This window comes from Aerosakkonema funiforme FACHB-1375 (genome assembly GCF_014696265.1).
Taxonomy (GTDB): Bacteria; Cyanobacteriota; Cyanobacteriia; order Cyanobacteriales; family Aerosakkonemataceae; genus Aerosakkonema; species Aerosakkonema funiforme_A.
Window position 1 is genome coordinate 25,345 of the sequence record NZ_JACJPW010000015.1, and the last position, 25,185, is coordinate 50,529.

Genomic DNA, 25,185 nt, shown 5'->3' on the forward strand with positions numbered 1-25,185 from the left:
CCTAGCCCTAACCTCTAATGACTACATTGGGCAAATTTTCGGATTGAGGATAGTTAGTTTGAGCAAGATTATGCTTGAACTATAACTGAGAACTAGATGCTTGTTTTTGGTTAGCTAAACGTTCTGCTCTTCTCTTATAAAGAAGACCTAAAGGACTATTTTCAAAATCTGCATCTAACTTGGCATTAAGCTCATCCAAACCTGCAATCAAAACATCCCAACGTTGGCAAATTTCTTTTAATTTAGCAATATGACGCTCTCTGGTTTCTGGATCGGGGATTCTCGGTTGATTACTCATGATAAGTTAAAATCTCTCCTGATCTCTTTAATAGTAGCATCCGTAGCTGCTAAAACAGCTTCAGCTTCTGCAATGAATTGGTAAAGCAATTCTAGCGTATCACGAGTTGCCGTAGGTTGCGATTCATAAATTCGACGTAACGTAAGGTACAAACGCGAGTAATACCTATCTGCTCGCTCTCTGGAATTTTGAAGTTGCTCAAAGTAGTCAATTGTTTCGCTTGTCTCGCCAAATTGCTCTTGTATTACAAATTCAGTTGCAGTCGCTTCATCAAGCCGCTCTAACAACTGTCGTTGCAAACCAAGCACGGTCGTAATGATTTCTTCTGGTAATCTAGCCACGTTTATCAAAAACCAATTTACTCCTTAAGTAATCTATCATAATTAACTTCGATATTAAACTAGATTTAATTATTTTATTTCTAACTTAACCCAAAAAAAGAACGCCTGACGGCTGCATAATACTGAACTTAATCAACTAAAATTATGACATCAACTCTAACAACTGAACCAACCACAAACTCCACCGAACTAACAACACCAGTTCTCGCCCTCAATAGCGTTAACTTAGTCGGACGGGCAGGTGCAAATCCGGAAGTACAATATTTCGAGTCCGGTACGGTTAAAGCTACGATATCGATGGCAGTACGGCGGCGGGGTAAGAATATAGACCCCGATTGGTTCAGCATTGAATTATGGAATAAAAATGCCGAAACAGTAGCTAATTACGTTCGTAAAGGCGACTTATTTGGCATATCTGGCTATCTCAAAATAGAAAGTTGGATAGATAGCAATACTGGTGGCGAGCGCTCCAAACCCGTCATCAAAGCTAATCAAATTCATCTACTTGGTAGCAAGCGTTCTAGCAATGAAGACGTTGAAGAAGAAGCTGACGATGCGTTTTAGTCTGACGACTAACAGAATATCGAGAATACCAGAGGTTTAAGACATGAACAACTGCACTTTAGCAATTAGCATCAGCCAACAACCAGAATTGCGCTATACTGCTAATGGTGATAAAATCGGGCAAACAGTTGGCGAATTTTACAGCCCTCATCACAATGACAAAGAAAATCCTTCATCCCCATCCCCAATTAAAGTAGTAGCATGGGGTGAACGATTAGCTGACCAATTATTCAACTTACAAATCGGTCAGCAATGTATCATTACCGGACGACTTTCAACTCATAGCATTGAACGTCCAGAAGGCTTTAAAGAGAAAAAAGCCGAATTGGTAGTTGAGCGTATTTTCGCTGTTTGAAATAGCAGTCAGCTATCAGCCATCAGCCGTCACCTTATTGACAGCGCTGATAGCTGATAGCTTGTTAATCATGATGCCTCACGGCAGTAGCGTGGAAACAATCCACATACTACTGCCGTGAGTAAATTTTTTGCAAACGTCGGAAAAGACGACCGTATAAATATTGAGAAAAATCTTCCAGTTTGGGATTTTCTGGAACAATATCTAAAACCATCTGGTTGGGTTGTTTCTTTAGCCAGACGCCCGCAAGTAGTTCCCCAAGCACCATTATTAATTGATTGCGGTGCAATCAGTTACAGAAGTCAATGACCCGCCACTAAATCCTAGATTATAGTGGGGGCTTGAAAACAAGTCCATAGTTGACCCGCCTAAGTCTTAATTGACTACGTTATCAGGGTAAAGGATGCCAGAAAAAGCGAAAGCTGGGGGTAACGCCCTGGATAGGGGTTCAAAATTTGCCCCAACCGAAAGGAAGCCAAATTCTGGCAGGTGTTCAACGATAAATCAACGCATCTGAAATCCAACATCTGTGAAAGATAGAATCGGCAACGAAATCGGAGCAGAGGTACTACCCGAAAAGTGGACAGACCTAAAATGGAAAACTGCTACAAAGGTAGTGAGAAATCTGAGACGAAGAATTTATCGTGCGACTCAGAGGAAAGAGTGGAATAAGGTAAGAAGCCTTACAAAACTCATGCTAAAAAGCAAATCAAACTTGCTACTTGCAGTCAGAAGGGTCACTCAACTCAATCAAGGGAAGAAAACAGCAGGAGTGGATAACCAACTTGCCCTCAGCCCTCAAATGAGAATCCAACTGATAAATGAAATCCTGAAACTGTCCCCTTGGAAAGCAAAACCTGCTAAAAGGATATACATTCCAAAATCAAATGGAAAAAAACGCCCACTGGGAATACCAACAGTTAAGGATAGAGTGATGCAAGCCGTGGTCAAAAACGCTCTGGAACCAAGTTGGGAAGCCAGATTTGAAGCAAATAGTTATGGCTTTAGACCAGGGCGAAGCTGCCACGATGCAATGGAACAAGTTCATGCCCGACTACGAAAGGGAGGCGATGAATGGATTCTAGACGCAGATATCAAAGGAGCTTTTGACCACATTAGCCACGAATACATACTCAATGCTATTGGAGAAATTCCTAGCAAAGAACTAATCAAACAGTGGCTAAAAGCAGGTTACGTGGATGCTAACAAGTTTAACCCAACAGAAACAGGCACTCCCCAAGGCGGAATAATTAGCCCACTTCTGGCTAACATCGCCCTAGACGGACTGGAAGGAGAAGTATTATCTAATCACCAGAAAGTCAAACAGAGTAAGAGTAAGGAATACAAAGGCAAAACCTATTACACAAACAGGTATTATCCTAAATTTGGGTACATCAGGTATGCCGATGATTTCCTTGTCACAGCCGAAACAAAGGAAGACTTGGAAGCAGTTCTGCCTGAAATAAAGGAATGGCTGAAAAAGCGAGGACTAGAGCTAAATGAAGAAAAAACCAGCATCGTAAATAAGCGAGATGGGTTCAACTTTCTTGGTTTTACAATCCGAAGCTACTCAGACGGAACGACGCTCTGCAAACCTCAAAAGGAAAAGATGATTACCAAACTCAGAGAAATCAGAGGATGGCTTAAAAGACATAAAACGGTAAAACCGGAAGAAGTCATCAATCATCTCAACCCAATAATTAGAGGATGGGCAAACTATTACAGGCACTGTTCCAGTAAGGAAATACTCGCTACATTCAACCATAGAATTGTTCAAATGCTATGGCAATGGTGTAAGAGACGACACCACCGGAAACATCTCAAATGGGTAAAGAACAAATACTTTACCGTACTTAGAAACGACCACTGGACATTCTTTGCCGACACCAAGGATAGAACAGGAAAAAGAAAGAGACTTTATCTCTTAGACGCAAGTGACATTCCAATCCTGAGACACACAAAGATTGAAGGCATCAATAGTCCAGATGACCCAACCCAAGTAGATTACTGGAATAAACGTCAAACAAAACTGGGTAGTAGTGTATGGGCAAAAGGCTCGAAGCTCTACAAAGTGGCGCAATTCCAGCAATGGAGATGCCCAGAGTGCGGGGACTACTTGCTGAACGGAGAAAAAATCCACACGCACCACCTAACCAAAGTGACAGACGGAGGCACTGATGATATCGACAATCTCATACACCTTCATCAAATCTGTCACCAAAAGGTTCATGGTACTAAATAACCTCAAAGTCCAAGAATGCCAGAGCCGGATGATGCGAAAGTGTCACGTCCGGTTCGTTGGGGAGGAGGATGGAGCGATTCATGCCTCCTTACCCGACTTGAAGGAGGTTCAAAATGATAACGATAACCTAAAACCTTTAAGAATTAAAATTGATCCTGGTGCAAAGTTTACTGGTTTAGCCCTAGTCTCAGATAAAAATATTGTTTGGGCGGCTGAACTAGAGCATCGTGGTTTCACTATCAGAGATTCTTTGACTAGCAGAAGACAAATACGTAGAAGTCGTCGTCAACGCAAGACTAGATATCGTAAGCCAAGATTCCTTAATCGTCGTCGTAAAGATGGTTGGTTGCCACCTAGTTTAATGTCTCGCGTTTACAACATCCAAACTTGGGTAAATCGTTTGTGTAAACTTGCGCCAATTAAAGCTATTAGCTTAGAATTGGTTAAATTTGATACTCAAAAAATGGTAAATCCTGAAATTAATGGGGTTGAGTATCAACGTGGCGAAATTTGGGGTTATGAGGTTAGACAATATTTACTTGAGAAGTTTAACCATACGTGCGTTTATTGTGGTGTTACCAACAAGCCTTTTAACTTAGACCATTTTCATCCAAAGTCAAAGGGTGGTAGCGATCGAGTTAGTAATTTGGTCTTATCTTGTGTTGAATGTAATCAGGCTAAAGGAGATAAATTGCCTGCTGAGTTTCTAAGCGATCGCTTAGATATTCTTACCAAGATTGATAAGCAACGCAAGCAACCATTAGCTGATGCCGCTGCCGTCAATGCTACTCGATGGAAATTAAAGGACATTCTCGAATCTATTGGTTTACCTGTTGAGCTAGGTTCTGGTGGATTAACCAAATATAATCGGCAACGTTTAAACATTAGCAAAACTCATTGGACGGATGCGGCTTGTGTAGGGCTTTCTACTCCTAATAGTCTAAATATCATGGGTTATCAACCACTAATTATTAAGGCTATGGGGCGTGGTTCTCGTCAAATGGTCAAGCCAGATAAGTATGGCTTTCCTCGTACTTCTCCTAAACTCAGACAAAAGTCATTCTATGGTTTTATGACTGGCGATATCGTCAAAGCTGTTGTTAGTAAAGGTAAAAAAGTAGGTACTTATGTTGGTAGGATTGCAGTTCGTAAAACTGGTAATTTCAATATCAAAACTAAAACTGATACTGTCCAAGGGATTAGTCACAAGTATTGTCGTCAATTACATAAATCTGATGGCTACGCCTATAGCTTTGGTCAGGTTTTGAGCCAAAAAATTAATCAGCCAAAACCACCAACTCAAAATACTCAAGTTCAACGTTTCAAAGGAATTCAAGGCGAGCAACTAAGTTTGTTTTAAGTTTAAAACAGGAAAGTAGTTTATATGCTGCTGCTTTCCTCTCATCACTAACATTCGTATAGTGAGAGTCTCCAACAGCTATTTTTCTTATGATGAAACGTTGAAAGGCAAATTTATTAGTCAACGCCGTCAATGGTCAAAGATGGTAAGCGAACAAATGGAAGAAATCGCGCATTCTAGAGGTGCTTAAATTGTATTTATTGGCGGTAAACGCTATCGAGAATTTGTGATTCCACAGTTGCTATCTATAGCTGATAAACTTTACATTTACACTGTTAGCGCACCGCTCGCTGGCTTGGGTATTGGGTATCAAATGCAATGGTTGAAACAAAAAACACCAAAATATAAGCATTTACAATTGGCGCTTTTGTGAAGAATGAAAGGTAATATTTCTGCCTGACGGCGTAAGGAGGGAGAAACATTTAGTTAGGGTTTTTGTTGATGAATTCTAATTCAGCCCCGAACTACGCCGCACTGATTAAAGTGAACGAAGATTATCCCAATCCACCAATTTGGTTGTCACCCGGAAACCAAATCTATTCGACTCAGCATGGATTGGGAGAAGTCATTGGAACGATGGGTAATCAATTAGTTGCCATTTTTCAAAGAGAACCTCAACCAGTTTCTTTGAACTGGATATCAGCGATTGAATCTCAAGAATTGATGCCATCTGATAATGCTAAAGCTCGAAATAATAAATCTAATGGTAACGAGCGATCGCTGTCGGGGTCAGGCTTTGAAGAAATTGCGCTGGGATTAGCAGAAAATATCGTTTATACGGAAACAATTCCGGCTTCTGATGGTGAATTGTATTCCTTACCCGATGATTTACCAATTGCACTTTCTAATGCTTTAAAAGCTGTTGGCATCGAGCAAATTTATTCGCATCAGTTGGAATCGTTACAAGCATTGCGTCAGGGAAAAGATATCTGTATTTTGACCCCGACAGCGAGTGGAAAAACTTGGTGCTTCAATATTCCGATTCTGGAATCCTGTCTAACCAGTAATGCTACTGCGCTTTATCTGTATCCGCTTAAAGCGTTAGCGACTGACCAAATTGACAAACTCCGATCGCTCGTTGCTATCTTACCTGAAGATACCCCTGTGAAAGTTGGCGTGATGACTGGCGATATATCCGTGTTGGAACGCAAGCGCCTGTTCGTACCGGAACCTCCCCAGATTCTCGGAATTAGCCCTGATTTATTACATTATCAGCTTTATGCAGTACGAGCCAAAGATGGTGAGGGTTTTCGCACTTTCTTGCGACGGTTGCGCTATGTAGTCGTGGATGAATCCCACACTTATCAAGCTGGATTTGCTGCCAATTTTGCCAACCTGATGCGGCGGTTGCGTTTGGCAGTGGATAGTGTTGGTGGGAATTCCAGCCGCTTACAGTGGGTGTTTTCATCAGCTACCATTGGTAATCCAGTGCAAGTAGCACTGCGGTTTTCGGGACGGGAAGCTACTCCAGAACGGTTACAGTTGGTTGACAAGAGTGGGGCTAAAAGTGCCGGACGCACGATAGTTTGCCTCAAACCCAGCACTACAGCCAATCCCGATGCTGCTAAGGTGATTTTGTACCTGCTGCAACAGAACCTATCTGGCATTTGTTTCTGTAATAATCGATCGGCAGTGAAGAATCTGCTCTCACTCATCAAGCAGGAAGCAACTCGTCAGGGTTGTCCGCATTTGGCGGATGCGGTGGCGATATTTTACGGGTCACTTAAGAGCGATCGCCGTCAGGATATCATCTCGCAGGTAAAGGCAGGTCGCATCAAAGCTATTCTCTCCACTAGCTCGTTGGAAGCGGGAATCGATATTCCTGCACTGGACTGGTGTCTAGTGCGCGGGTGGCCGGGTTCTTTGATGTCGTTCCGCCAGCGAATCGGTCGAGCGGGTCGGGGGAACAATCCGGGTTTGGTCATTTTCTTGCCAGTCTCCCAAAGCCCTCTAGATAATTATTACACTGGTAATCCCAAGCTGTTACTACATGGTGCGGCGGAATCTAGTGAGTTCAATGCTAATTATCCGGTGTTGCTGGGTAAACATTTGATGGCAGCAGCGGTAGAAAGTGGCATTCCGTTGCACCGACTTAGCCATTATTTTGGTGAGAAGGCGGGTGCGATTGCTTCTGCTTTGATGGATCAAAATCAACTCTATGTCAGCCGAAACGGTCAGTTATGGGGACGAGGCTATCCTCATAGAGAAATCAATTTGCGCGGCAATGCTATATCTACTGTCAAGTTAATCGATAGCAGTACTGGTGAAGAGTTTGAGGAAACTAATCTTGATATTGCTTATCGGGAAGTATTTCCCGGTGCAATCTATAGCGTTCAAAATGGCGATGGTGAAATCGTCAAATATAGAGCGACTGAATTGGAGGTTGAGGAACGTCGAGCCGTTCTGACTCCTATCGACCCGAATTCTCCTACTTTTACCATTCCTGAAACTGATTTAGAGGTTAAACAACTTGAGCTTCTTGCTGAACCAAAAACTATTGCTCTTTCTATTCCTGGTGCAGAACTTAAGTTAAGTTTGGGTTGGGGAGAAATTAAGACATTGGTGACAGGGTACAAGTTGTGCGTTAAACAATACGAACTAAGTTGTACGCGCAGTAGTTGCCGCAGCTATCACCAACCTTTATCGGGGAAATTCTGCCCAACTTGTGGAAGCAAGCTGAAAAGGATTGAATTGGTAACAGTAGTTGATGAAGTGGATTTTAGATTACCGTACTGCACGCAGTATAAAACACCTGTGGTGAAAGTTGAGGTAAATTCGGTTGCTACAAATGTAATCTGTCGTGAAGTTCAGCATCTTAAAACTAAAATTCAGCGAGAAATGCCGGAGATACCGCCTGTATATGCAGCGCTTTGGGAAGCTTCGCCTGCTACAATTGCACTGCATAGCATCGGGCATCAAATCATTTTTGCAGTACCGTTGGTTATTTTGAGTTCGAGTTTGGATTTGAATTATTTGGTGGTTGAGCAGTCGGAAACTGTGGGGTATTTCTACGATGCTGTAGCTGATGGAAATGGATGTAGCGAGGCTGTATTTCATCAGTTTGGCAAGTTTGCTCGGAGTGCAGCGGCGTTAGCTCGTAATTGTAGTTGTGAAGCGGGTTGTCCGAAATGTTTGTATATGCACTCCTGTCTGCAAGATAATCAATCTTTGAATAAGCAGATTGGGTTAAGTCTGCTTGAAGCTGTTGGTGAGTAAGTTTAGGTTTTTAGTAAAAAATATAGCTTTTTCTTAAAATTGAAGAAGCTATATTTTTTTACTCTACAGTTTTTGTTCCTTGCTTTTCCCACAAGTAGAGATTGAGTTACGGAGACGTAGGAGGTGACAAGATTGGACTAAAATCTCTTTCCAGAAGATAGCGTGCTTGTAACGTTGCCATTCCCACAGACCACCCAACTAAACAAGTCACAGCTTCATCGATTTCATCATTACAAAGTTCTAAAAGTTTTAGAAGGTTATCTTGATGCCAAGGCCACGTCTCTGTTAGACGGGTATAATCTTTTTTCACATCCCTGTGCTTTTGGTTCATTTGATCTTCTAGAAAGCTCCACCCTCCTTGCGAAGCTAAAGAAATTTGGTACTCGTCTGCCTTTCCTCTACCAGCAAAGAAATCATATCCAAAATGTGAAGCGCCATCATGAACAAAATGATTACGGATAACATACGAGACAGCAATAGGCCAACCATAATTCTTAAGCACAAAAAATGAATTGTAATGGGCTGCATTACCTTTCACACATACAGTTAATAGATTTGGAGGAGATTTTTGATCTTTACCAACCGTTTTGTTAAACAATAATAAAGAAATCCCAGATATTATGGAATCACAAACAGCCCATGTTGTTGAAAGATAGCTCTGAAATCCTAATAATCGGGCAGTGCTGAAAGGGATTGTTATTCCATGATAGTCAACAAGATCCGTACTAGCATCCGTAATTGATGGTAACTGATCTAGTAATTGGCGCGCATATTCTCTAGCATCAATGAGTTCACAGGTAGAAGTTAATATGTCAGCCATTTTGTCAAATTGGTTGAATTCATTTATACAATCAGAATGTAGGGATGATGAAGTTGTCCCATTTTAAGTAGTAACTATCTGTCGCAACTCAATTGCCCTGTTTCTCAGACATTCTTTTAAATTTTCCGATCTCATTTCACGATCTCTTCTTTAACTCGTTCAATTTCACTATTTAATTCTGCTTCTGCTAATTGAAGCATCCATTGCCGAAATGGAATCAAAACTGGATCGGTTTCAGCTTCTAACTTCTGTTTTGCTGCCTCAACTGCTTTTTCAAATATAGGAGGGACTTCTCCTATATTTGCCATCCAAGTTTTTGGCTCAGGATTAGTTAAGGCGTGGAAAATTGAATATTTGTGGCGCTCGTCAAATTGAACTGCTAGGGAACAAGCTTCATGGGCAATCTTGCGCCAAGCAGAGGAATCATCTGGATAATAGCCAGCAAATTTCGCCCAATGCCAAATTTCGCTCGAATTTCCTTTAACTTTAGGATTTGTAAGCTTTTCTACAACCAAATCAGCCGTAATTGCTCCAGTAGGATCGATATCAACTAAATATTGAGGAAATCTATACCCCAACATGGGAGAAGAATCAGCGTATGACAGCAACTTTGCAACGAGATTTCGTATTATGGTATCGTTAGCTTGGTCTGGAGAAATGGGGACAATCCATTGAGATAGCCGTTCTCGACTGGGTAGCGTTCTGATACTGGAGTTATCTGACTTTGAAAACATTTGAATCCGTTTCTCTATAGCACTGACAAGCCATTGCAAATCTGGCTTACCAAACATTTTCAAAAATTCTTGTATATGCCAAGTACTTGTACCACTAAGATCGTCAATGTCAGGTAAACGTAAAACTTGATCTAAAATCCAGTCCATTAAGGAACGCTCGACTTCTCGCTCTGTATTTTGAGTTACTGAACGCATTGCATAACTTAACGGCTCTAACAATGCTTCTACACCATAGGATAACTGCTTATAATGGAGTTTATTAAAAATTGTCTCTATTGTATCCTTTATTTGTTTTGGATTACAAAAGAAAATGCTACCGAGTAACCCTACAAAACTGACAGCCGAGTTAGTCTCCAAGAAATGTTCTTGCTGCTTTAATACAATAGTTACTTCTAGTTCAGTAATATTAACCAACCATGCACTTTCGTAAATTGCCTGGATAAGGTGTACAATTTTTTCGCTGGTATTGGCCCATTGCAGAAGTTGCTCAAGCACTGCGCTTACTGCTAAAGAATCATTCTGTCGAGTAGCCCCAACCCAAGCATTACAAAGTCTGGCAGCAAACAGAAACTCTGCATCTTTGACAGGTAGCTTCAATGCCTCCTGAACAAAATTACGTACAGATTGAGATTGTTGCGCTTTTAAACCTAGATTTGCAGCCACAATTAATAACCTAGAAACTGCATCAGGTTTTCCCAAAATTTTCACACCATCTCGAACGAAGTCGTGAATAATTTGTGGATTATCTGAATTAGCTAAGTTATGGCTTGTTTCAACTGCCCATTGTCCTAATGCTTCGTTACTTTCCCAAGTAAGAAGGGGGGCATATTTGGGAAAAAGTTCTCGTTCTTTAAAGGAAGTTTCACACTGGTTAGCAATTTCTTTCAGTTCATTATCTTTACTAAACTGAGCATACCACTTCCAAAGTTCGCGAGCAGCTGCGAGTTCCTCAATATCGAAATTACCTAATTTCAGGAATTCTACCATCCACTGTAAATCCTCAATTATAACGTTACGAAATGCTTCGTAATAAGGAGTTGTAGGTGATGAATCTCGTGAGAATTCTAACAGAGCTTGATTTATTTCCTGATGAGCATAAGCTAGTAGTTGCCAGAGAATCACTGACTGAGTTGGATGAATTTTTTTCTCTCGTAGTATTTCTTTTATTGTTGTGCGAAGTGATTCTCTAATTTTCCACTTGGTTGTCTCTGGTGTAATCAACCATGTTTGAGTTTTGACAAAGCGACCATCAAAGCTCGTGTACTCTTGCTCAATATCTAACAGCGGCTTAACTAAGGTATCGAGAATTAACTTTTGATCCTCAGAAATTATTTGAGAACGAATATTTGTTAATAATTCGTTCGCTTTTTCAAATGCGGATTCCTCAAAATCACTACGAAACTCTGGACTACCTTTAATGACTCTAGGTAAAACAGTCTCGGCTCTCTTACCATCATTCGGTAACCCCTGCGGTCTACGAGTTGCAACATCACGTTCTGCAATTACTAACTTACAGAGCAGTGAGAGGAGCGCCATCTGTTCGTTGGGGGTTTGAGCGTAAGGAGCCGTATGATAAACAATCCAAGGTAGCGCCAAGATTACGTCATCATGAGTAATAATTCGTTGTCCAAAAATCGTTGAAACAGTTTCTGGTGCTGAGGTTGAATTTAACACAGCTGTTAGCAGGCTCAGAACTTCGGATACATGAGCAAAAGAAATTTCATCTAAAACACTAAGGTACGCTAATTTCCGACGTGCATTCATGGTAGGAACTCGGTCATACCAGTCGTGTAGGAGCCTTCCCAAAAGATTTATCGGATTATTTGATAACTGTTGAAGCAACTCAAATCGAGCAATACCCCTTAATAGCAACTTTTGAAGACTTGAAGCTTCAGCGGAATCTAACATTGCGTTAACTTCTTCAATAATTTCCAATGCCTCCGATGAAGCTTCCAAATTAGCTCCAGAGGGTCTGCTATAAGTTAACCACTGTCGCAGAATGTAATCGGCCAATACATCTGGTTTGATTTTAAGGAGACGATTACGAGAACCTCGCTCAAAAATCACTTTGCGGGCAATCAGGCTGTCGAAATATCGCTGTAGTTCTGTGGGATTTCTACATCCAACTTTTGCTTGAATAAAGTGAATTACTGTAGTATCTTCTCGATTTACAGTATCAAACAATGCTGTCCACTGGAGTAAATTCAAAGCTTTCTCAGAAGGAATACTCTGTTGCTGTGTAAGAATTCCTTCTAAATAGTCGGATGCCAAACTCTCCGCCTCTTGCGGCATTATCTCAAGATTACCTCTGCTCTCTAGCAATTTGACAGCGATCGCGATCCAGATAGGATAGTAGTCATAATGTTGAGCAATCCAGGTAGCAGCTTGTGTTTTCCAATCATTTGTCTGTGATTGTAGAGAGCCAAATTCTATGAGTTCCTGACAAAAAGCAATTGCTGCTTTTTCTTCTAAAGAAGTTAGCGGCAGATCTTCTACTATATCTTGCATCCGAGTCCCCTGAAGATATTTCAAAACAGGATCGTTAGGAGACTGAACAGCAATGGCGACTTTCCAAGTTCTAGCCCGACCGCCAGAAATTTGCTCCACTAGCGTCTTCAGAACAGTTGCATCTTCAGGTTCATCAATCAAAAGCAAAGTAGGACGTTCGACAATTAACCCTATGAACCATGAACTGGTTGCTGTCATAGTTGCAATATTTGCCCAAAGTATCTGCCATCCCTCTGGTAAGGCTTGAGTTTCCGCACCTTCTAGAAGGAATCGGGTTTTACCAATGCCCCCTGCCCCATGAATCACAAGGATTTTCTTCTTGGCATCATTTATAAAATTTTTGTATTGTTCTAATTCCGTTTCTCTCCCCTGAAAATGAGTATCTAGGGCATGATAATGCTCGAATTCTTGCGATTGTTGTACCTGTTCGCGTGCTTCTGCAATTCCCAAGAAAACTCGCGTCTCTCCACCAAAATAAGCTTGTTTTAAATCAGGATATTTGAGCAAAAGTGTCTCGATTACGGATTTCTCCCAATAAGATGCTTTTAACCCTAAGTCATCAAATAGCGGCTTAACCTCTTTATTCCATTTCAGTTCGTCACTTGGATTAAACGCAACATTACTGATTAAGATCCATTCTTGTACTACCTGCCAAATTTCTTGTGATTTACCAGGCGTTACTAAATATTTAGTAATGTTCTTAGCTTCTTCTTTGGCATCCGCGATAGCTGAAGAGGCAGCCTCATTTCGATGAAACTTCATTTGGTAAATAATGCGCCCATCTCCTGAACGCGCATCCTGGGCATAATCTTTTCCTGGGCGAACGTAAAGACGAGCTTTGTGGTCTTCAAGACGGATGAGGGAACAAATCAAATCTTGAAAGGTATAACCGTTTCTGATCAGTCCCCAGTTAATATCAGACATAGAATTTTGCTCAATCGTGATAACTATTATAATTCAACTAAGTGGGCGATCGTAATTAAAGTAAAAATGACTAACCTGCTATATAAACCTAAAGCCCTTGCAGCAGAAGCTTTTAAGCTGGTTGGGCATCTTTTAAGGTTTTTATCTTATTTATTTGCATCTATTTATTCTGGCGTACTTAATTTATTTCTCATAAAGGGGTAAAAAATCATGGATCTCCCGTACTTCTAATGATAACGCAAGCTTATAATCTAGCTGCATCAAGGTTTTCAGTCTTCATTATCCAGTCAATCTGTATCACCCACTACTTTTTACACTAGATATCCGTGAGAACCAAAATCATTAGCTTGACCCCCAAAGAAAGAAGAACTGTGCAATTTTTTGGATTGAACAGTATTGAGTGTTGGGCAGAACCTAGAGAAATAGAGAAAATAAAGAAGCTGTATGAAGTAAGCAGGTAAATCACTCATAGGCTATCTAAAGCTGTCGCTTTCCATATATGTAATAAGGAGTAATAGGAAATATTTTTAGATTGAAGCTTCTACCATAAGACTGCTTTTATTAACCACTGGAAAAATAAGTTTTTTTGTTGCTCACGCACTTAGAGGATTGATGATTTCGATGAGACATTGTAATGGTTTACCTGTTACATTTCAATAAACGCATCAATCCAGAAAGACCAACCCAGCATTATTTAGGTTACACGAAAGATTTGGACGAAAGAATTAGGGATCACAGGCTGGGTAGGGGCGCAAGGCTCTGTCAAGTTGCCAAAGAAAGGGGAATTACCTTTAGGTTAGCAGAGGTTTGGATAGGCGATCGCTCTCTAGAACGCCAGCTAAAACGACAAAAAAATAGCCGTCGATTTTGTCCGATTTGCAATCGATTACCAATTTAAAAATGTGGCTAACGCCATCAGAAAAATGAATTAAAAAGGAGTAAAACTGATGGCGTTAACCCAAGCCGAATTAGATGCCTTTACCGGAACTGAAAATATCTATCAACATTCGTTCGGCAAAATTAACTATACCGATGGCGTCAAATATCTAGCAACTGAAGGACAAGCTTTTTGGTTAATCGATGCCATTGCTTCCCATCAAACGCGACAACTGCTTTCGCAACAAGATTTGCAAGAATTTCAACTGTGGCAGTTAACAGTATCAGAAGATAAATCAGCAGTTTTAACTTGCCAATCTGATAGTGACATAGAACCAGTCGTCAGACAAGAAATTCCCTACACTGATTTTCCACTCAATTCTACCAAACTCTACTTAGTAGATAAAGTGCTGATGTTGCCTTCCGAGTATTAATTCCCTACCTTTAACACACACCAATGTACGTACCTTTCCATCAGAAATATCGCCCCCAGACCTTTGCCGAACTGGTAGGTCAAGATGCGATCGCTACCACGTTGACTAATGCCATTACCAGTCAGCAAATCGCACCTGCATATCTGTTTGCTGGTTCTAGAGGCACTGGTAAGACTTCTAGTGCTAGAATTTTAGCTAAATCCCTCAACTGCCTTTCTAGCAATAAACCAACCGCAACACCGTGCGGAAAATGTGAAGTTTGTCGTGCAATTACTTCCGGTAATTCCTTGGATGTAATTGAAATCGACGCCGCCAGTCATACGGGAGTTGAAAACATCCGAGAAATTATCGATCGCGCTCAATTCGCACCCGTCCAATGTCGTTATAAAGTATATGCGATCGATGAAGTTCACGGACTATCCAGTGCAGCAATGAATGCGTTGCTGAAAACGCTGGAAGAACCTCCCAAACAAGTTGTATTTGTACTAGCGACCACTGACCCCCAACGAGTATTATCTACCATTATTTCCCGCTGCCAAAGATTCGATTTTCGCCGAATCGCACTTGATGAAATGGTAAAGCATTTACGTCAAATTGCCACGCTGGAAAACATCAATATCACCGATGCTGCATTAACTCTAGTTTCCCAAATCGCACGAGGGGGATTGCGGGATGCAGAAAGCTTGCTCGACCAGTTAAGCCTGTTATCAGGTGAAATCACCGTAGAACAAGTTTGGGACTTAGTTGGCGCAGTACCAGAACGCGATTTAATGGAAATGCTGGATGCGGTTGCTGGTAATCATCCAGAAACCTTAATTGACCGCACCCGTCAGTTAATGGAAAGAGGACGAGAGCCTCTAACTATTCTACAAGATTTGACCGGTTTTTATCGCGATTTATTGATTGCTAAAACTGCACCCAGTCGTTCCGATTTAGTTGCTTGTACTTCTACAACTTGGCAGCAATTATGCGAAGTTGCATCTCGGTGGGACGTTGACAAGATTTTAGCAGGACAAGATTATCTGCGTGCTTCTGAAGCGCAAGTTAAAAACACCAATGTTCCTCATCTTTGGTTAGAAGTAACTATGATAGTATTGTTATCAGTAGGGAACAAGCTTACTGTTAACAATACTACTGCTGTTAAGGTATCTTCGCCAACGCGATCGGCATCATCTGATGTTTGGGAGAAAACACTTAAACAGTTACCATTGAGTACCAAAACTCTGTTACAGCAGCATGGAAAATTGGTAGCCTTGGAAAGTGGAACTGCTACTGTAAAAGTGAGTTCGGAAGCACTCAAGAATAAAGTACCAATCGAACATTTGGAAATGGCATTGTCGAAAACAGTTGGTACTAAAACTACGCTGCAATTAATCTGTTGATTAAAAAGGGAGTGGGGAGTAGAAAATAGGGAAGTTATATTTACACTTCCCTGTTGTGTTTCTTCTAGAATTTTTAGGTTATTGAATTAGGAGAATAGAATTTATGTACAAGCATCGGGAATTTTGTCAGACAATAGACAAAGAAATTATAGTAGAAGAACCTGCCCTTGATATTTTCTACACCGATAACACACCAAAAATTGAATGGAAGCCGGAAGTTTCTCTTAAACCTTACGACCAATTAACCAAGGTAGTATTAGACATCGAAACAACGGGATTGGACAAAGAACGCGATCGCATTATTGCCATCGGCTGTATGACAGAATCTGGAAATACACAAATCTTCATGCAGTTAGATGAAGCTTTGTTATTGCAAGAGTTTCTGGATTACTTACAATCGGTTAATCCAGAAGTGCTGCTAACATACAATGGCATGGCATTTGATTTACCATTTATTATCACCAGACTCAATGCCTTAAAAATCAAACATCCTTTCAAACAAGCAAGAAATTCCCGACGAATACCCAGCGCTCAAATTTTCGGTACGCCTATCGAAGTTAATGAAATCCTTTACAAAAATACCAATCACGTAGATGCGTATATCTGCGTTTTGCGTTGGGATTTCATCGCTAAATCTCTCACTCTATCCTACTCGCTCAAAAATGTCGTATTAGAATTGGGATTGAGGAAAGAACGCAGGTTAACTTTATCTCATCAGCAAATTCAAGAATGTTGGCATTTAGGAGAAGGAAGTTCGGGGTGGGAGACTATTCGAGAATACCTGCAATTTGATTTAGAAGATACTAAATTAATTGCAGATAAGCTAGTTCCCAGTTATTGGTACGAAGCATTGATAGTACCGGGAATGAATCTGCAACAGCTTGCATTGGCGGGTAATGCTACTAAATGGCAGAGGGTATTAGAAAATCAATATCCTCATACTAAACCAAAAGCCGATCCGAAGATGAAATTTGCAGGCGGATTGGTAATTTCAGTACCGGGACTGCACCGCAATGTAGCAAAAATTGATGTATCTAGCCTATATCCTTCTATTATGCTCAAATATGGCATTTGTTCTCGTAAGGATGAGAAACGCATTGCACTGGGTATTCTCAAATACCTGACAGAAGAAAGACTGAAAATGAAAGCAAAGGGTAAACTTGGCGATGTTGCAGCCAAACAAGCTGAAGGTGCTTTAAAAGTGCTGATTAATTCCCTATTTGGCTTTTACGGTACTGGTGGTGTTGGCTTTAACGATATGGAAGCGGCGGCGCTGGTGACTGCTTACGGGAGGCGCATTCTCCAGCACATGATATCTGTTATAGAATCAGTTGATGGAATTCAAATTGAATCCGATACCGATGGAGTATTCTTCAGCCACCCACAACCAGAATTAGTCTTTCAAACTTTATCTAATTCCATGCCTTCCGGGATTAGTATAGAACTGGAAACAACCGCAAAAGCGATGTTCGTGCCAGCCAAAGGTGCTAAAAATTATATATTGTGGCACTATGATGGTAGCACGACTTTAAAAGGGATTTGGAAAAAACGCGATCGCTCTCGCCTGGAAAAGGAATTTCCCGTTAACTATCTCACCTATTTTATCACATCGGAACAACAAGCTGAAGATTATTACAACGAGGTGAAGCGCCAGATTTTATCCGGTCAATTGCCGAAAGAGGAAATCCAAATTACCCGCAAGATTAAAGCGAATGAAAGAGCTTTGTTAACTTTGGGTAAAAGGGGTGAGATTGTAACATTTTATCATGGAATGAATGGGGTAACAGCAACGGGGGAATATGCGGTGAGTTATTACCTGAACTTGATTGCAAAAAAAAGGGATGAAATCAGAACAGTTCTTAAGGTTGATAATTCTGCAACCTATAAGCAACTCTCCTTGTTCTGAAATTTAATGATTGCATTTGGATATATCCATCACTTTAATGATGGATATTATTTTTAGTATTTTTCCCAGAAAGTACGCTCACGCTTAAAGTAAGTGATAATTAGCTGAAATTAATCGCTTATGAAATGCAGCAATATCTAGAAGTAGAAGCATTACTAACTGCTCCCCATTCTAACTATTTCTACCCAATTCCCAACTGGGTAGCTGAAATTATGGTAAAAAAGGCAAATATCCAGCCAAACATGAGCGTATTAGAACCCAGTGCAGGTACGGGTATACTTTGCGAGTACATCCGCAAATTCAGTTCTAACTTGCATTGCGTAGAACAATTTTACCTCAATCAGCTAATTCTTACGCTCAAAGGATATTTAGTTGTTTGGGATGACTTCTTAACCTATTATCCCAGAAAACTATATTCAAGGATTATTGCCAACCCTCCATTCCCAGCACAAGAACTGCACATCACCCATGCTTATTATCACTGCTTGGCTCCAAATGGTCGCTTAGTATTCTTAATGAGCAATGCTGCATTTGAATCGAAACAGGGATATTACCAAAAGTTTAGGAAATGGTTTGAATTAGTAGGTGGAATCAGTATTCAGATGCCAGAAGAATTATATGTGACAGCATCAAAACCAAGCGATGTCAAGTGTTATCTGGCAATTATCGACAAATTACCACCTCATCCCTTTCACGAAATTTATCGCATCACAGAAGCACGTCCACATAGAGGATATTTACATGACAGTAATTATTTTACACGGAGAAGACGAGTTTGCTATCTCATTGGAAATTAACCAACTGCGGTCTGAAATTTGTCATCCAGATTGGTTAAACTTCAACTACACTAAAATACCTGCCAGTCCAGAAGCTTTAATGGCAGGAATTACCAGTGCGATGACTCCCCCCTGGGGTGAAGGAGGTCGCTTGGTTTGGTTACAGGATAACCGAGGTGAATGTACGGAAAATCAACTACAATCTTGGGAAAACTGCCTGAAAAATTTACCTGCTAGTAATACTCTATTGCTGACCAGTAAAACCAAGCCAGATGGCAGGCTTAAATCAACCAAATTATTGCAGAAATATGCCCAATTTAAAGAATATCCTATTATTCCCATCTGGGCAACCGAACAGCTAGCACAAAAGGTACAGGAAATAGCAGTTTTACTCAGCATTAATCTCAGTCCACAGGCAGTTACAGCTTTGGTAGAAGCAGTAGGAAACGATACGCGATTATTGTACTCGGAACTGCAAAAGTTGAAATTGTATGTAGGTACGAGAACTGTTGAAATAGAAGATGTACGAACTTTGGTTTCTTCTAATACCAGCAGCAGTCTCAAATTGGCTAGCTTTATCCTCCAAAGAAACCTACCAGCCGCACTTAGTTGCATAAATGACCTATTCAATAGTAATGAACCTCCTCTGAGAATTGTTGCTACTCTCGTTACTCAATTTCGCACTTGGCTGTGGGTAAAGTTGATGAGTCAGCAAGGTGCATCTAACCAATTGATTGCGAAAGAAGCAGAGATAGGAAATCCCAATCGCATTTATTATCTCAAACAGGAAACTCAAAACTGTAGATTAGACCTATTGCAAAATGCTCTCTGCCTGCTTTTGGAATTGGAAATCATGCTCAAAAGCGGTCAAGATGCTCGAAATTCGCTCATCATTCAAATCCAGAAATTATGCAATGTTTAGGAGTATCGAATGAGTCACATCAGTTACTTTCTGCCACCCTATCCAACCTCTCCCAAAGCCAAATTACTATCAGCAATCGAATATTTAGAATCGGAAGAATGTGGCGGAGAGATTCTGTTGTTATTAGCTGCCATTGCTGAGAGTACAGTTTGGAGTCAGGAATGCTATGAAAGATTTATCGATGTTGGCATGAAAGCAGCATTGGAATTGTACGATATCTCTACCATGAATACCCCTTACGAACAAACTGAAAAAGACCCAAGCAATCCCAGAAATTGGCAAGCATATAAACTATGGAATCAACAATCAACCTAAACCATTTTAGCTCAATAATCGGTCAAGCAACAGCCGTCAACCTACTGCAAGCAATTATTACTACAAATCGGATTCCCAATGCACTTTTATTCGCCGGGGAAGAAGGAATAGGTAAGCGTCTTGCTGCTAACTGTTTCATTCAATCATTGTTTTCGGATAGACAGGATAACTTACCAATTGAAATAAACAATCACCCAGATATTTTATGGGTGATGCCAACCTACCAGCATCAAGATAAATTGCTGACATCATCAGAAGCTATCGCACAGGGTATCAAGCGAAAAGTACCACCCGTGATTCGGATATTCCAGGTGAGGGAAGTGGTTAAATTTGCAACTAGCAAGCCTCTAAATGCACCAAAAAAGGTAGTGGTGATAGAAGATGCGGATGCTTTGAATCATCAAGCAGCATCAGCATTGCTGAAAACGCTGGAAGAACCTGCTAATACTCTGTTCATCCTGATGACGAGTAGCGTTCAAACACTGTTACCTACGATTATTTCTAGGTGTCAGGTAATTCCTTTCCACAGGCTATCCAATGATGATTTAGCAACAGTATTAACCAAAAATGGGTATGGCAATATTTTGGCTAATCCTACTCTGATTACGATAGCACGGGGTAGTCCGGGGTTAGCGATCGCATTCCATCAAATGCTACAATCAATTCCTCTAGAACTCCTCAATCAGTGTAATACTTTACCCAACAGCCTCATGGCAGCTTTGTCATTGGCGAGAGAAATTGACCGTTCTCTAGAATACTCCCAGCAATTATGGTTGATAGATTACCTAATGCTGCTGTGGTGGGATTCGTTACATCGTACTGATTTAATGGCCAAGTTAGAAAGTGCTAAACAGGCAATTCTAAAATTAGCACTTCCCAGGCTCGTTTGGGAAGTTACACTGACTAATTGTATTCAATTATAACCTAATCATTGCAAATCCGAATGGCTCACGCCGGGAAGATTTGCGATGATTATTTTTGATTAGTTATGCCTCGTAAAAATCAGTCTACCGTTTTGCAAAAACCCGTTGTTGAAGAAGTTACAACACCTACAGAGATAGAACCTTCAACGATAATCACAGAAGACTCAGTTGAAGTAACTACACTTCCCGAATCGGATACTCAACTACCGCAATACGATGATATCAAACTCAAATTTGAAATTGAAGTAGACACCTTCAATTCTAAACTTTCAACTGCACTATTAGCAGTTCCCATAAAACCCATCCATCCTAGTTTGAGTAACGTACTGTTAACAGCACTTGATGGACAAATAACGCTGACTGGATTTGATTTTAACCTGGGAGTTACCATCTGCTGCGATGCTCAAGTAGAAATTCCAGGTACGATTGCTTTACCAGCCAAGCTGTTACAAAGTATTGTATCGCGAATGCCAACCGGAAAAGTCACCCTAGAAGCGCGTGCAATCAGTAGGGGGTTTGTCGTTACTCTCAGTTGTGCTAGTAGCGGACAATATCAAATTCGGGGAACGGTGAAAGAGGATTTTCCGAATTTACCGGAACTAGATACGAACCGTCAAAGCTTTCGAGTTAAACCGCTATTATTAGCAGCCGGACTGCGAACGGTTTTATTTGCTGCTGCTAGTGATGAAACGAAACCAATACTCAGTGGAGTATATTTACAATTTGATGCAGATGGGATTGAATTAGCAGCTACAGATGGTTACAGGTTGGCAATTGCTTCTATTCCCAATCCTTACGCCGATGATGAAAATATTCCATTAGTAGCGGTTACTATTCCTGCTGCCAGAGTACAACAAATTGAGAAAATATTATCAGCTAATTCTGCGGAAACAATAACCGTAGAATTCGATAGTAACAAAGGCAGCTTGAGTATTGGTACTACCCAGCTAACTATTCGTTTGCTAGAAGGCGAGTATCCTTCTTATCGCCAACTGATTCCTAGCGGGTTTAGCACCACTGTTCGCATTTTCCGACGCCAGTTTATCGATGTTTTGGAACGGTTGGTAGTGTTAACAGATAACAATCATGTAATTGTGGCAAACGTTAATCAATCCGAACAATCACTGCTTCTCACGGTAGAAACGGCTGATTTGGGTAGAGGCGTGGAAACAATGTCAGCCAAAATTGAAGGAGAAAGCATCGAAATTGGTCTGAATATCAAGTATGTGCTAGAAGCTTTGAAGAAACTCGATACTGCTTGGGTGGAGTTGCAAATGAACTCACCCACAAGTCCGGTGGTTATTTCCCCTGTTGAAAGTTTGATTCCGACTACTCAGTTGTTTATGCCAATTCTAATTAAGAGTTAGTTGGTTTTTGGAAAGTGGAGTAATTTGAGCGAGTGGGTTTGTTTATCGCTGACTCACTCGCGCTTCGTATTGACAAACTCGGTAGTCGAATATGACTGTCAATAATTCTATAACTCGAAGATTGGTTGAAGGTCTTTACCTTATTCCTAAATGTTGGCAAATCGTCCCCACCAATGGAAATAAACAACCTTTGGGATACCAATGGCAGCTAAACCCATTTAGCAAGCAAGAATTGATTAGGCAGCTTCAATCGACTGGCAGTGTAATAGTGAAAAATCGAACTGGTGTAATGGTGAGTATTCATCCACAAGGAATTGGTATTTTGACAGGAAAAAAGTTAGTAGCTGTAGATGTGGATGGCAGTTCTGCGATGAACTTGTTGCGAAAATTATCTGGTAACAATATTCCCCCTACAGTAGCATTTACCAGTGGTAAACCCAGTCGCTGTCAGTATTTATTTTCTATCCCAGCAAAAGTTAGTGCCACATCCAGGCGGATTAAAGCTTCTCTCTCAGGTGAAGCGTTGGAAATCAGAGCATCTGGTATGATGTCGGTACTGCCGCCTTCGGTGCATCCGCAAACTGGACGTTATTGTTGGGTGCGAAATGGCAGTCCGGCTGAATGTGCGATAGCGCCTGCACCTGATTGGTTGATTGAATTGATGCAAAAAAGGCTGATATCGGATAGGATACCAAAAAATCAGGATAGGAAGGAGCGATCGCATCACCTCACAAGCGATAGAATTGCACAAAAGCTAGCTCAAATTGCCCCTTGGCGTGCTGATGACTATCACGAGTGGATTCGCATAGGCATGGCCCTTTATTCATTTTCGCCTGTACTTCTTTGGTTGTGGGATGAGTGGAGTAAGCAGTCTCCCAAGTACCAGCCTGGTGTATGTTCTAGCAAATGGGCAACTTTTTCTCCCAATCGGATTTCTTTAGGGTCAATCTATTATTTAGCGGCATTGGATTCCTATAATCCTTGTTCTGCCTAACATCCGGCTTCTTTAACTCAGGCTGAATACTGGATAGTCAAAAAGTATCCAATTATCGAAATCGCTCTGTAAGCTTCCCTGGAAGCACACGGCAATAGTCGATAGTCGGATATTTATTGACTATTAATTTTTCTCTGTCTTCTCCCATTGAGCAACCCCAGGTGGCTCTTTACTGTTCTAATCTCCCTAACTCAATAGTTAAATAAATATTGACTATTTAAATAATAGCTACGAACAAAGCGATTCTCTGTCTAATAGGAGTCGAGGCTGATAGTCGATAGTCTAATATTTATTGACTATTCATCTTTTCGGTGGTTTCTGGGGTTGAGCGATCGCTATTTAACATCAACTTTTTTCGATAATTCAATAAATATTGACTATTTTCGGTTTCAGTAAGTATGACCGGGATTAAATAGTCAATAGTCTGATAAATATTCATTATCCAAATGCGGTTGTTTGGGACGATCGGCCTATCCCTTGCACGTTATACCCTTACTCCCTGTTTACTGCGCTCAGGTTTTGATAGTTCAATAAATATTGACTATCTGAATCTCACCTACAACCGTTTTATGAATCGGAGTGAGAAAACAGCTATGTGGAAACCAATAGTGAAATAGCTATCCACTATCGAATTTAAAACTCCCCTAGAACCAATTTTGATATTCGATAGCAAAATAATTATTGACTATTTAAGTGAAATCAGTTAAATTGAATAGTAAAATAATTATCGACTATTTACTATTATGGCTATGGCTAAGCGAATTTTCGTGTCCCAAGAGATGGTAGATACGGCCTGTGAAGCAATTGTCAGGGAAGGAAACATCGATCCCAAGACAGGCGGGATACAATTGGAACCATTGCGGCAGAAGATGATTCAAATGCACGGAGTTGGCGGTGGCAATCAAACATTGCTGCCAATGTTGCACAATTGGATCGAACGCAATAAGCAAATTCTCAAGAAAAGTGGGAGTGACCCTTTGGTTAAAGCATTAGACGAAATCCGCCAAAGCAGAGATTTAGCGCAAACTGATGTCCCTTCTGAATTTGAAACTCTAGCAAGCCAAATGGTGAAAGCCATGTGGCAACAGGCGCTTTCTGTTTCCGACACCAAAGTTCAAATGGGACGCATTGAAACGTTGGAGGAAGAAAACGATCGTTTGCGCCTACAATTGATGGATTATCAAGAGGTAAAAGCTAAACTGGCAGGGATGGAGTTAGCTTACAAGCACGTTTTAGAGCAAATGCAGTTGGTAGTGAGAAATAACGAGAGATTGGTGAAGCTGGGAGACTCGAAGGAGGTTAACGATTTTTTAGAGGAAATCAATCGCCTGCAAAAGCAGGTAGAGAAATTAAGCGAAACTAATCAGTTACTCCAAGATAAGGTAGCAGATGCAGATGCTCAAGCAGAACAAGCTAGCGAACTTCGCACTACTTTAAATACAGTAAGTCAAGAGCGAGATAAACTAAATATTCAAGTTACCCAACTAGCAGAACGAAATCGAGAATTACTGATAAAATCCCAACGTTTAGAAGCAACTTTAGCTAGTAAAGTAAATGAAATTGATGAACTGAAAGCTCAACTCGTAGCACAACCTATTTTACCTTCTGCTCCCGTGTTTGGGACGGAAGATACCAGTTCGGTTCAAACTATTCAAGCTTTAACCGAACGCAATCAATTTTTAGAAAAGCAACTTAAGGAATTGTACGAAAAATTCGGTCAGGTTCAAGAAGAACTGGTACAAATTAGAGAACGTAATGATTCTCAAGCTGCACCTCAAGATAAGATTGAAACCAATCGCGCTAGTGAACCGGAAAGTCCAGAATTAAATGCACAAGTTGGTGAAGAAGCTGTTAGTAAACCAGTTCAAGAAGGAGCAAACAAATCCAGAGCAACTCGCAAGAAGAACCTTAATAAATAAGGGATTGAG

The 25,185-nt window shown here is 40.8% G+C and carries 21 protein-coding genes and 1 pseudogene; 18 read left to right on the forward strand and 4 right to left on the reverse strand.

What is annotated here, in order from left to right; genetic code table 11:
- Positions 1-79: 79 nt before the first annotated feature.
- Entirely contained in the window at positions 80-298 is a 219-nt protein-coding gene (locus H6G03_RS07965; RefSeq protein ID WP_190463783.1) for a hypothetical protein, read from the reverse strand.
- On the reverse strand, positions 295-639 hold the full coding sequence (locus H6G03_RS07970; RefSeq protein ID WP_190463784.1) for a hypothetical protein: 345 nt from the start codon (positions 637-639) through the stop codon (positions 295-297). The genes H6G03_RS07965 and H6G03_RS07970 overlap by 4 nt, the downstream gene beginning before the upstream one ends.
- A gap of 144 nt (positions 640-783) precedes the next feature.
- On the opposite strand from H6G03_RS07970, the gene ssb reads away from it, so the two are divergent.
- From ssb to H6G03_RS08005, 7 genes are all read left to right on the forward strand, one after another.
- Positions 784-1,203 carry a single-stranded DNA-binding protein gene (gene ssb / locus H6G03_RS07975; protein WP_190463785.1) on the forward strand — a complete coding sequence of 140 codons (420 nt, stop codon included), beginning with the start codon at positions 784-786 and terminating at the stop codon, positions 1,201-1,203.
- 43 nt (positions 1,204-1,246) lie between these two features.
- Entirely contained in the window at positions 1,247-1,558 is a 312-nt protein-coding gene (locus H6G03_RS07980) for a single-stranded DNA-binding protein (protein WP_190463786.1), read from the forward strand.
- Entirely contained in the window at positions 1,536-1,679 is a 144-nt protein-coding gene (locus tag H6G03_RS07985) for a hypothetical protein (protein WP_190463787.1), read from the forward strand. Before H6G03_RS07980 ends, H6G03_RS07985 begins: the two co-directional genes overlap by 23 nt.
- Positions 1,676-1,867: a hypothetical protein gene (locus H6G03_RS07990; protein WP_190463788.1), complete on the forward strand. Its 192-nt coding sequence runs from the start codon at positions 1,676-1,678 to the stop codon at positions 1,865-1,867. The genes H6G03_RS07985 and H6G03_RS07990 overlap by 4 nt, the downstream gene beginning before the upstream one ends.
- Before the next feature lie 220 nt (positions 1,868-2,087).
- On the forward strand, positions 2,088-3,800 hold the full coding sequence (ltrA, locus tag H6G03_RS07995; protein ID WP_190463789.1) for a group II intron reverse transcriptase/maturase: 1,713 nt from the start codon (positions 2,088-2,090) through the stop codon (positions 3,798-3,800).
- Positions 3,787-5,160 carry an RNA-guided endonuclease IscB gene (iscB, locus tag H6G03_RS08000; RefSeq protein WP_190463790.1) on the forward strand — a complete coding sequence of 458 codons (1,374 nt, stop codon included), beginning with the start codon at positions 3,787-3,789 and terminating at the stop codon, positions 5,158-5,160. The genes ltrA and iscB overlap by 14 nt, the downstream gene beginning before the upstream one ends.
- A gap of 441 nt (positions 5,161-5,601) precedes the next feature.
- The gene (locus tag H6G03_RS08005; RefSeq protein WP_190463791.1) at positions 5,602-8,376 is read left to right on the forward strand and encodes a DEAD/DEAH box helicase; all 2,775 of its coding nucleotides are present in this window, start codon (positions 5,602-5,604) and stop codon (positions 8,374-8,376) included.
- Between the two features lie 106 nt (positions 8,377-8,482).
- Here H6G03_RS08005 and H6G03_RS08010 read toward each other — a convergent pair whose 3' ends face one another.
- Both H6G03_RS08010 and H6G03_RS08015 read right to left on the reverse strand, forming a co-directional pair.
- A complete protein-coding gene (locus H6G03_RS08010; protein ID WP_190463792.1) occupies positions 8,483-9,196 on the reverse strand; it encodes a hypothetical protein in 714 nt (237 codons plus the stop codon).
- Between the two features lie 131 nt (positions 9,197-9,327).
- A complete protein-coding gene (locus tag H6G03_RS08015; RefSeq protein WP_190463793.1) occupies positions 9,328-13,362 on the reverse strand; it encodes an ATP-binding protein in 4,035 nt (1,344 codons plus the stop codon).
- Between the two features lie 634 nt (positions 13,363-13,996).
- Here H6G03_RS08015 and H6G03_RS08020 point away from each other — a divergent pair.
- The 11 genes and pseudogenes from H6G03_RS08020 (at position 13,997) to H6G03_RS08070 (ending at position 25,176) form a co-directional block, all read left to right on the forward strand.
- On the forward strand, positions 13,997-14,260 hold the full coding sequence (locus tag H6G03_RS08020; RefSeq protein WP_190463794.1) for a GIY-YIG nuclease family protein: 264 nt from the start codon (positions 13,997-13,999) through the stop codon (positions 14,258-14,260).
- A gap of 49 nt (positions 14,261-14,309) precedes the next feature.
- Complete coding sequence (locus tag H6G03_RS08025) at positions 14,310-14,672, forward strand: DUF6876 family protein (protein ID WP_190463795.1); 363 nt, start codon at positions 14,310-14,312, stop codon at positions 14,670-14,672.
- A gap of 23 nt (positions 14,673-14,695) precedes the next feature.
- A pseudogene (locus tag H6G03_RS08030) lies at positions 14,696-15,970 on the forward strand (DNA polymerase III subunit gamma/tau); the annotation flags it as partial.
- Between the two features lie 187 nt (positions 15,971-16,157).
- Positions 16,158-17,960, forward strand: coding sequence for a 3'-5' exonuclease (locus H6G03_RS08035; RefSeq protein ID WP_190463797.1), 1,803 nt, complete (start codon positions 16,158-16,160; stop codon positions 17,958-17,960).
- 125 nt (positions 17,961-18,085) lie between these two features.
- A complete protein-coding gene (locus tag H6G03_RS08040; RefSeq protein WP_190463798.1) occupies positions 18,086-18,757 on the forward strand; it encodes a DNA methyltransferase family protein in 672 nt (223 codons plus the stop codon).
- On the forward strand, positions 18,702-19,658 hold the full coding sequence (gene holA / locus H6G03_RS08045) for a DNA polymerase III subunit delta (RefSeq protein ID WP_190463799.1): 957 nt from the start codon (positions 18,702-18,704) through the stop codon (positions 19,656-19,658). The genes H6G03_RS08040 and holA overlap by 56 nt, the downstream gene beginning before the upstream one ends.
- Positions 19,659-19,667: 9 nt before the next feature.
- The gene (locus tag H6G03_RS08050; RefSeq protein WP_190463800.1) at positions 19,668-19,973 is read left to right on the forward strand and encodes a hypothetical protein; all 306 of its coding nucleotides are present in this window, start codon (positions 19,668-19,670) and stop codon (positions 19,971-19,973) included.
- Complete coding sequence (locus H6G03_RS08055; protein WP_199315199.1) at positions 19,952-20,896, forward strand: DNA polymerase III subunit delta'; 945 nt, start codon at positions 19,952-19,954, stop codon at positions 20,894-20,896. Before H6G03_RS08050 ends, H6G03_RS08055 begins: the two co-directional genes overlap by 22 nt.
- 65 nt (positions 20,897-20,961) lie before the next feature.
- Positions 20,962-22,263 (forward strand): DNA polymerase III subunit beta, encoded by a 1,302-nt coding sequence (gene dnaN / locus H6G03_RS08060; protein WP_190463801.1) that lies wholly within the window; start codon positions 20,962-20,964, stop codon positions 22,261-22,263.
- 91 nt (positions 22,264-22,354) lie between these two features.
- Complete coding sequence (locus H6G03_RS08065) at positions 22,355-23,257, forward strand: bifunctional DNA primase/polymerase (RefSeq protein WP_190463802.1); 903 nt, start codon at positions 22,355-22,357, stop codon at positions 23,255-23,257.
- A gap of 749 nt (positions 23,258-24,006) precedes the next feature.
- Positions 24,007-25,176, forward strand: a complete 1,170-nt coding sequence (locus H6G03_RS08070; RefSeq protein ID WP_190463803.1) for a hypothetical protein — start codon at positions 24,007-24,009, stop codon at positions 25,174-25,176.
- Positions 25,177-25,185: the final 9 nt, after the last annotated feature.